Below are 8,082 nucleotides of genomic sequence, written 5' to 3'. Positions count from 1 at the left end.
GCCCGGAGGTGGCAGGAAGCGACGGCGGGAGTTCCTGACTCCCCGGTCGGGACCGGGTCACAGTGGCGGGACCGCGCCGGAGTTCCACCGGGCTTCCTCCACTGCCGTCGCAGTTGGAGCGTCATTCGACCACGGCGACCCGGGGTGGGGACAGTGGCGTTGTCTCTTGACGAGGTGGAAAGTGATGCGGCACTCTTTCCGGCATGGAAAGAGACGGGACCGACCGGGACGACGCCACGGCCCAGCTGGCCGCCCTGCAGGCCGACCGTGCGGCGCTGGCCGACCGGGTGGTGCAGCCGTGGTGGTACGACGTGGCGCTCGGGTTGCTGCTGTTCGGCTTCCTGTCGTCCTACGTCTTCGACTCCCTCTGGGTGACGTTCCCGGCGCTGGTCCTCTTCCTCGCCGGCCTGGGTGTGCTGGTCCGGACCTACAAGCGGATGACCGGGGTGTGGGTGACCATCGACGGCCGCAGCATGCTGCTGTGGGTCGCGATCTGCCTGGTGGTCCTGGTGCCGGCGTTCGTGCTCGCCGACGGCTACGACCAGCACTGGGCGATGGTCGTGGCCGGCGCGGTGCTCGGCGTCGCGGTCGCCGTGCTCAGCCGCTGGTGGGGACGCGCGTGGGCCGCCGAGCTCCGGGGCGAGCGGTGACCGGCAACGCTGCAGATCTGTACGGCGGTCAGCCGCCGGCCGACCCGGCCGCGGCCGCCGCCCAGCTGGCCGCGCTCGATGCAGACCAGACGGCGCTCGCCGAACGCATCGTCCAGCCGTGGTGGTACGACGTCGCCCTGGGGCTGCTCCTCTTCGGGTTCTTCAGCAGCTACTCGTCCCACAGCATCGGGGTGATCGCCGGAGCCCTGGTGCTCTTCCTCGCCGGGACCGCCGGCCTGGTGGCGGCGTACCGGCGGATCACCGGGGTCTGGTGGGACGCCCGGACAGTGGGGCCGGTCCAGGAGCGCGTCCGACGGGCCATCAGCCAGTGGACGGCCGGCTACTTCGTGCTGTTCGCCCTGGGCGGCGCAGCCGAGTTCCTGCTCGACCTGCGTGGCGCGATGGTCGTGGTGGGCGCGGTGCTGGGGGCGTCGGCGGGGCTGCTCAGCCGGTGGGTGACCCGGATCTACGTCGCAGGGCTGCGGGCCGGGCGGTGACCGCCGTCGAGCCGCGGTTCGACGCTGTCGTCCACGCACCGCCCCGGCTGCAGATCTGCGGGCTGCTGGCCGCCGTCGACACGATGGAGTTCGCCGCCGTCCGGGACGCGGTGTCGGTGAGCGACTCGGTGCTCTCCAAGCACGTCAAGCAGCTGGAGGAGGCGGGCTACGTGCAGGTGCGGAAGTCGATCATCGCCTCCCGCCAGCGCACCAGCCTGGCGTTGACCAAGGCGGGGCGGGCGGCGTTCGACGCCCACGTCGCCGAGCTCCGCCGGATCGTCGAAGGTCCCCGTCCCACTCCTCCCTCGCCAGCTCGGGCAGAGCCTCTGGGCGAGGCCACAGGAGGCTGAGGGAGAGTTCCCGCGTGGCGCGGGGGCGATGGCGGCGGGTGCTCGACTGGGCCGCGGTCCTCGTCGTCGGGATCGGCGCGACCCTGGCGCTCGACGTCCTCGCCGTGCCCTCGGCCGCGTTGTTCGGCGGCCTGGTGGCCGGGCTGGGGCGGGCACTGCTCGGCACCAGGCCGTTGGCGCTCCCTCGGCCGGCCGGCACCGGAGCGCAGGCGGTCATCGGCGTCTCGATCGGTGCGCTGATCCAGGCCGACACGCTGCGCACGGTCGCCGAGCACTGGCTGCCGGTGCTGCTGATCACCGTCGCCACGCTCGCCGTCAGCCTGGTCGCCGGGCAGCTGATGCGGCTGCAGCCCGGGATCAGCCCGGTCACCGGTGCGTTCTCGATGATCGCCGGCGGCGCATCCGGCATCACCGCGATGGCCCGGGACCTGGGCGCGGACGCGCAGGTGGTCGCCGTCCTGCAGTACCTCCGGGTGCTGTTGATCGTGACCGCCATGCCGATCGTGGCCACGACGGTCTACGGCGCCTCGGGCGGTGCGGCGGCGACGACGGCCGACGAGGGCCCCGGCTGGCCCGCCGGGCTGCTGTTCACCGTGGTCTGCGTGGTCGTCGGGGTGCTGCTCGGCCGGGTGAGCCGGCTACCGGTGGGTGCGCTGCTGGGGCCGATGGCGGTGGCCGCCGTCCTGGACGTGACCGGGCTGTCGCAGGGGGCCACCGTGCCGCCGCTGGTGGAGGCGGCCGGCTTCCTGGCGATCGGACTGCAGGTGGGGCTGGGGTTCACCCGGGCGAGCCTGCGGCTGGTCGGCCGGGCGCTGCCCCTGGCCGTCGTGCTCATCGTCGGCGCGGTCGTCGCCTGTGCCGGGTTGGGGGTGCTGCTGTCCCGCACCGCCGGGGTGAGCGCGCTCGACGGGTACCTGGCGACCACGCCGGGCGGGCTCTACGCGGTGCTCGCCACGGCGACCGGCAGCGGCGCCGACGCGACCTTCGTGCTCGCGGTCCAGGTGCTGCGGCTGTTCGTGATGCTCTTCTCCGCGCCGCTGCTCGCCCGCTGGCTGGGTCGGGGACGGCGACCGGGGTAGCAGCCGCCCAGCAACGATCCGCGGGCGCCATGTGTCAGGCGGCGCAGACGTGGCATGTCCTGGTGCATGGCAGCTGAGGAACCCCGATCCGATCTCGATGACCGGACCGCCCCCGCCTGGCTGGTGCGCACCGCCGCCGTGGGCGGGCGGCTGCTCGTGCTCGCCGTCCTGGTCTGGCTGCTCGCCGGGCTGGCCGTGAAGGTCACCCTGGTGCTCGTCGCCGTGCTGACCGCGCTGCTGCTCGCCGGGGTGGCCGCACCTGCGGTGCAGTGGGCCAGCAGGCGAGGCGTGCCGCGGTGGGCCTCCGCGGGTGCGGCCGTGCTGCTGCTCCTGGTGGTGCTGGTCGGCGCGCTGCTCGGCCTGAGCGCCCGGATCGCCTCGCAGCTGCCCCAGCTCCGCGACGCCCTGGACCGGGTCTCCACCCAGCTCTCGGAACGCTTCGGCATGTCGATGCCCTCGATCGGTGACCTGGTGGGCGGCGGCGGGCAGGGCGGCGCCGGCATCGGCGCGCTGGTCGGGCCGGCGCAGACGCTCCTCGAGGCCCTCCTCGGCGTCTTCCTCACCCTGGCACTGGCGTTCCTGTTCCTGACCAGCGGTCCGGGCATGTGGCAGTGGGTGCTCGGCAAGTTCGGCGGCCGGGTCCGGGAGGACGTCGACGCGGGCGGCCGGGCCGCATGGGGCACGGTGGGCGCCTACGTGCGCGGGCTGACCATCGTGGCCCTGTTCGACGCGGTCGGCATCGGGCTCGGTCTGCTGCTGCTCGGCATCCCGCTGGCGCTCACCCTGGCCGCGCTGCAGTTCGTCGCCTCCTACATCCCCACGATCGGTGCCTTCGTCGCCGGGGCGGTGGCCGTCCTGGTCGCCTACGGCGCCGAGGGCCTCGGCACCGCCGCGCTCGTGCTGGGCCTGGTCGTGGTCGTCCAGCAGCTCGGCAACGACGTCGTCGAGCCCTGCGTGATGAAGAGCCGGCTGCCGATCAACGCGGCCATGGTCCTGATCGCGGTGACGGCCGGTGGACTGCTGTGGGGACTGGCGGGCGCGCTGCTGTTCGTGCCCCTGCTCGCCGCGGCGTCGGCGGCCGGTCACGAGGTCTGGGCGCGGCACGGATCACGCCCGATCGCCGGGGGTTGACCGCCGCAGATGCGGGACGAGCCGCTCGTCGGTGCCTACCCTGGTCGGGGCCGCCACCCGGCGAGGCACTGGCACCGAGCGAGGAGGACCGCGCTGTCCGAGAACGACACGGCCGCGACCGGCACCCCCGAGGACGAGGGCGCCGTGCTGCTGTTCGTCGGCGGCCCGCTCGACGGCCGGGTCGAGGTCCGCGAGGCCAGGCACGGCGATCCGCTGCCGACGATCACCCACACCCACCTGCACGGCGGGCCGAAGGTGGTGCACCGGTACGACCTGCGGTCGCTGACCGACTCCGCGGGGGTCTACCACCTGCGGTCCCGCACCCAGCCGGACGACGACGCCGGCTGACGGGTCCCTCGGTCAGCCGCGCAGCCGGCGCACCTCGACGGCGACCTGGTCGAACTGGGCCCGGCCCAGCGCCGCGCCCTCGCGCCGGACGTCGCTGGGGTCGATCCGCAGGACCCGGTCGATCCGCGCCTCGCTGGGCCGGCCCTGCCGATCCCACGCGCCGCTGCCCACGTCGACCCAGTGCCGGCCGTGCCGGGCCTCGTCGGCGGCGTCCCGGTCGTGGTCCTTGCTGGTCAGCATGAGGCCCAGCAGCGCGTCGCCGTCGCGACCGACGACCAGCACCGGCCGGTCCTTGCCGCGGCCGTCGCCCTCGTCGAAGGGCACCCAGGTCCAGACGACCTCGCCCGGATCGGGACGGCCGTCGGCCCGCGGCGCGTAGTCCAGCTCCAGCGGTCCGGTGTAGTCGGTCGCCAGGTGCACGCGCCGGGGCGGCCCCGCCGGGGGGAGCGGTGCCCGGGCGGGGCGCTCGGCACCCGGTGTGGCCCACTCGGGGCGAGCCGGGGAGTGGTCGTCGGGACGCCTGCGCGTGCGGTCGCTCCGCCGGAGGCTCCGCGCGCCCTCCTGGACGACCACGCCCACCAGTCGCTCGAGTGCTCTCCGCCAGTTGCTGCCCGCCACCCTCGGCACGGTAGGCGATGGCTCCCGCGACGCGCCGGGCGAGGACACGCCGGAGCCGGCCGGCGGTTCAGCCGCGCGCACCGCCGTGCAGAAGACACGCGTGTGACTTCTGTGACAGATGGTGCCCAGAATGCTGCGAAGTGGTCACGACAACGGTTCGCTCACGGGCTGCCGGGTCACACTTCTGACGGCGGCACGATCCGGTCGCCATGGGGGAAGAGGGTCGCGAGATGGCCATGGTCGAGCCGGTGCACCCGGCGGAGATGCTCGTGCCACCGGCGGTGCGCGCGAGCGCCCTCGCCGCCTGGCAGCTGGTCGAGGACGCCCGTTACCGGACGCCGGACCGACAGCGCCGCAACGAGCGGCGGCGCCTGCTGGCCCAGCGCGCCGTGGCCGACCGCAAGGCCGAGCGGGAACACCGCACCGACTGACGGACGGCCCTGTGCTCCCCGTTCCGCGGGCTCAGCAGGGGGCCGCGGTCAGGTGAGGCAGAACTCGTTGCCCTCCGGGTCGGCGATCGTCACCCAGCGGTGGGGACCCTGGTGGCCCTCGTGCAGCACGGTGCCCCCGCGCGCGGTCAGCCGCGCCACCTCGGCGTCCACGGCCTCCGCGCCCACCCGCACGTCGAGGTGCACCCGGTTCTTCACCGTCTTCGGCTCGGGGACCAGCTGGAACAGCACCCGCGGCGCCCCGCCCGTGGGGTGGTTGATCGCCGCGCCGGCCGTCCAGACGAGCTGGCCGTCGTACCGCATGGTGTCGGCCTCGGTCGCGTGGCCGGCGTCGACCATGCGGCGGATGAAGGCCTCGTCGGTGGGTTCTCGCTCCCAGCCCAGCGCATCGGCCCACCAGTCGGCGAGCGGGTGGGGTGCGACCGAGTCGACGGTGACCTGGAAGGTGTGTGCCATGCCGGGCATGCTGCACCCGGCCACCGACAGGACCTAGAGCTCCTGGGCGAGGTCCGCGCGGATCGTCGCGTCGTCGGGCAGCGGGGTCTCCAGCGCGCAGTGGTCCTTGAGCACCTGGCCGAACGGCGTCATCGTCGAGCGGTCGACCTGGGCCGAGGGGTCCCACAGCCGCGAGCGCATCAGGGCCTTGCCGCACTGGAAGTAGGCCCGCTCCACCTGCACGACCAGCACGGAACGGGGCTCGCGGCCGAACTCGGTGAAGTCGATGCCCAGGTCGCCGGCGCCGGCGAGAGACGTCGTCCCGTAGACCTTCAGCGTCTCGTCGCAGCCGGGCACGAAGAACAGCAGCGCCGCCCGCGGGTTGGCGACCAGGTTGCGCAGGCCGTCGACCCGGTTGTTTCCCTGCCGGTCGGGCAGTGCCAGGCGGTGCTCGTCGAGCACGTGCACGAAACCCGGCTCACCGCCGCGCGGGGAGACGTCCGGCCACCCCTCGGCGTCGGCGGTCGCCAGCGTGGCGAACGGCGACCGGCTGATGAAGGCGCGGCAGTGCTCGTCGACCCGGTCGATGACCTTGTCGAGCACCAGCTGGGACGGGGCCCGGTAGCCGGCCAGCACCTCGAGGTCGGCAGCGGTGGTGTCGGGGGCGGCAGTCACGGCTCCGACGGTAACGGCCGTGCCTCCGGAGGTGGTCGGTAACCTGCCGCCTCGTGCCTGCGGTGTGGAGTGCTCCCGTCCGGTTCGTCGAGTGCGACCAGCAGGGCGTCGTCTTCAACGCCCACTACCTGACCTGGGCCGACGAGGCGGTCACCGCCTGGTGGGGCACGGTCGGGGTCCCGCACGGGGCACTGGACGCCTGGGGCGTCGAGTACCTCGTCAAGGCCACCGCGCTGGACTGGAGCTCCTCGGCCCGGTACGGCGACACGGTCGCCGTCGACGCCGAGCTGACGAAGCTCGGCCGCACCAGCCTGACGCTCCTGCTCACCGTGCGGGTGGGCGAGCGGGTCTGTTGCACCGTGCAGACCACCTACGTGGCGACCGCCGACGGTCGGCCGGTGCCGTGGCCCGACGAGGTGCGGGCTCGGGTCAGCGCGGGCTGAGCCCGCTGGCCAGCACCGGCAGCCCGGCCGGTGGCCCGGTCTCGACCAGCCGCCACAGGGCGTCGGTGTCCGCGTGCTCGGCGATCAGGTCGCCGAGTGCGTCGAGCCGGGCCTCGCGTTGGTGCGCGAAGTCCGTGTCGGGGGCCACGGTGAACCGCCGGCCGGCGATCCTGGCGACCTCGGTCAGGAAGGCCCGGCGGAAGCCGTCGGACTCCAGGGCGCCGTGCCACGTCGTCCCGAAGACCGAGCCGGCGCGGGCGCCGTCCAGGAACGGCTCGGCGCCGTCGTCCAGGCGCACCACGCCGTGGTGGATCTCGTACCCGCGGACCGGCTGACCCAGGGCGGACCCGGAGGGCCGGCCCAGCGTCTTCTCCCGGGCGAAGGTCACGTCGGCGGGCAGCAGCCCGAGCCCGGGGACGACGCCGGCCCGGGACTCGACGTCGTCGCTGATCGTGCGGGCCAGCATCTGGTGGCCGCCACAGATGCCCAGCACCGGGCGGTCCTCGGCGGCCCGCTGGGCGACGGCGTCGGCCAGCCCGGTCTCCCGCAGCCACTGCAGGTCGGCGACGGTGGACCGGGTCCCGGGCAGCACCACCAGGTCGGCGTCGGCCAGCTCCTCGGGCCGGGTGGCGTAGCGCAGCAGCACGCCGGGCTCGGTGGCGAGCGCATCCAGGTCGGTGAAGTTGGACAGCCGGGGCAGCCGGGCGACCGACACCCGCAGCACGTCCGCCCCGTGGGGTGGGCCGGCGGGGGCGCGGACGGCGTCGACGCCCAGGGAGTCCTCGACGTCCATCTCCAGCCCGCTGCGCCAGGGGAGCACCCCCAGCGTCGGCCGGCCGGTGAGCGCGGTGAGCTGGTCCAGACCCGGGGCCAGCAGCCGGACGTCGCCGCGGAACTTGTTGACCAGGAAGCCGGCGACCAGCGCCTGGTCGGCCGGGGGCATCAGCGCGACGGTGCCGTAGAGGGCAGCGAACACCCCGCCCCGGTCGATGTCGCCGACCACCACCACGGGCAGCCCGGCGGCGGTGGCCAGGCCCATGTTGGCGATGTCGTCGGCACGCAGGTTGATCTCGGTGGGGGAGCCGGCGCCCTCGCAGACCACCACGTCGAACCGGGAGCGCAGGTCGGCCAGGCAGGCCAGCGCCTGCTCCAGCAGCGCGGCCTTCATCGGCCGGTAGGACAGCGCCGTGACGTCGGCGACGGGCTTGCCGAGGACGACGACCTGGCTGGCGTTCTGCCCGCCCGGCTTGAGCAGCACCGGGTTCATCGCGGCCTCGGGTTCCACCCGGGCAGCCGCGGCCTGCATCACCTGGGCGCGGCCGATCTCGGCGCCGTCGGCGGTGACCATGGAGTTGTTGCTCATGTTCTGCGCCTTGAACGGCGCGACCGACACCCCCTGGCGCACCA

The 8,082-nt window shown here is 74.2% G+C and carries 12 protein-coding genes and 1 riboswitch; of the genes, 8 read left to right on the top strand and 4 right to left on the bottom strand.

What is annotated here, in order from left to right; all coding sequences use genetic code 11:
• Positions 1-12: 12 nt before the first annotated feature.
• Positions 13-124, bottom strand: a riboswitch (adenosylcobalamin (AdoCbl) riboswitch).
• A 79-nt stretch (positions 125-203) separates the two neighbouring features.
• The 6 genes from G5C62_RS23770 (at position 204) to G5C62_RS28350 (ending at position 4,055) form a co-directional block, all read left to right on the top strand.
• Positions 204-650: a hypothetical protein gene (locus G5C62_RS23770; protein WP_164702946.1), complete on the top strand. Its 447-nt coding sequence runs from the start codon at positions 204-206 to the stop codon at positions 648-650.
• Positions 647-1,147: a hypothetical protein gene (locus tag G5C62_RS23765; protein ID WP_164702945.1), complete on the top strand. Its 501-nt coding sequence runs from the start codon at positions 647-649 to the stop codon at positions 1,145-1,147. The genes G5C62_RS23770 and G5C62_RS23765 overlap by 4 nt, the downstream gene beginning before the upstream one ends.
• Complete coding sequence (locus G5C62_RS23760; protein WP_164702944.1) at positions 1,144-1,497, top strand: transcriptional regulator; 354 nt, start codon at positions 1,144-1,146, stop codon at positions 1,495-1,497. The genes G5C62_RS23765 and G5C62_RS23760 overlap by 4 nt, the downstream gene beginning before the upstream one ends.
• Before the next feature lie 14 nt (positions 1,498-1,511).
• On the top strand, positions 1,512-2,576 hold the full coding sequence (locus G5C62_RS23755) for an AbrB family transcriptional regulator (protein WP_164702943.1): 1,065 nt from the start codon (positions 1,512-1,514) through the stop codon (positions 2,574-2,576).
• A 66-nt stretch (positions 2,577-2,642) separates the two neighbouring features.
• Positions 2,643-3,707 (top strand): AI-2E family transporter, encoded by a 1,065-nt coding sequence (locus G5C62_RS23750; protein ID WP_164702942.1) that lies wholly within the window; start codon positions 2,643-2,645, stop codon positions 3,705-3,707.
• 9 nt (positions 3,708-3,716) lie between these two features.
• Positions 3,717-4,055, top strand: a complete 339-nt coding sequence (locus G5C62_RS28350; RefSeq protein WP_241176094.1) for a hypothetical protein — start codon at positions 3,717-3,719, stop codon at positions 4,053-4,055.
• Between the two features lie 12 nt (positions 4,056-4,067).
• Here G5C62_RS28350 and G5C62_RS23740 read toward each other — a convergent pair whose 3' ends face one another.
• A complete protein-coding gene (locus tag G5C62_RS23740; RefSeq protein ID WP_052090504.1) occupies positions 4,068-4,673 on the bottom strand; it encodes a type II toxin-antitoxin system PemK/MazF family toxin in 606 nt (201 codons plus the stop codon).
• A gap of 209 nt (positions 4,674-4,882) precedes the next feature.
• Between G5C62_RS23740 and G5C62_RS23735 the strand changes: the two genes are divergently transcribed.
• Entirely contained in the window at positions 4,883-5,104 is a 222-nt protein-coding gene (locus G5C62_RS23735; RefSeq protein WP_156118996.1) for a hypothetical protein, read from the top strand.
• A gap of 48 nt (positions 5,105-5,152) precedes the next feature.
• Here the strand turns inward: G5C62_RS23735 and G5C62_RS23730 are convergent, their stop codons facing one another.
• Both G5C62_RS23730 and G5C62_RS23725 read right to left on the bottom strand, forming a co-directional pair.
• Complete coding sequence (locus G5C62_RS23730) at positions 5,153-5,578, bottom strand: VOC family protein (RefSeq protein WP_036332904.1); 426 nt, start codon at positions 5,576-5,578, stop codon at positions 5,153-5,155.
• 33 nt (positions 5,579-5,611) lie between these two features.
• Positions 5,612-6,232, bottom strand: a complete 621-nt coding sequence (locus G5C62_RS23725) for an MSMEG_1061 family FMN-dependent PPOX-type flavoprotein (RefSeq protein WP_206330828.1) — start codon at positions 6,230-6,232, stop codon at positions 5,612-5,614.
• A 53-nt stretch (positions 6,233-6,285) separates the two neighbouring features.
• Here G5C62_RS23725 and G5C62_RS23720 point away from each other — a divergent pair, with 53 nt between their 5' ends.
• On the top strand, positions 6,286-6,675 hold the full coding sequence (locus G5C62_RS23720) for a thioesterase family protein (RefSeq protein ID WP_164702941.1): 390 nt from the start codon (positions 6,286-6,288) through the stop codon (positions 6,673-6,675).
• On the opposite strand, the gene G5C62_RS23715 is transcribed toward G5C62_RS23720, so the two are convergent.
• Positions 6,662-8,082, bottom strand: a 1,421-nt coding sequence (locus G5C62_RS23715) for a cobyric acid synthase (protein WP_164702940.1), incomplete at its 5' end; no start/stop codon positions are given. The genes G5C62_RS23720 and G5C62_RS23715 overlap by 14 nt on opposite strands.

The organism is Modestobacter sp. KNN46-3, assembly GCF_011039295.1.
This window is presented reverse-complemented; position numbering and strand designations above follow the sequence as displayed.

Excerpts from the sequence above, each read along its gene's own strand:
- G5C62_RS28350 (WP_241176094.1), top strand. The coding sequence starts at position 3,717 with ATGCGGGACGAGCCGCTCGTCGGTGCCTACCCTGGTCGGGGCCGCCAC.
- G5C62_RS23735 (WP_156118996.1), top strand. The coding sequence starts at position 4,883 with ATGGGGGAAGAGGGTCGCGAGATGGCCATGGTCGAGCCGGTGCACCCG.
- G5C62_RS23750 (WP_164702942.1), top strand. The coding sequence starts at position 2,643 with ATGGCAGCTGAGGAACCCCGATCCGATCTCGATGACCGGACCGCCCCC.
- G5C62_RS23770 (WP_164702946.1), top strand. The coding sequence starts at position 204 with ATGGAAAGAGACGGGACCGACCGGGACGACGCCACGGCCCAGCTGGCC.
- G5C62_RS23730 (WP_036332904.1), bottom strand. The coding sequence starts at position 5,578 with ATGGCACACACCTTCCAGGTCACCGTCGACTCGGTCGCACCCCACCCG.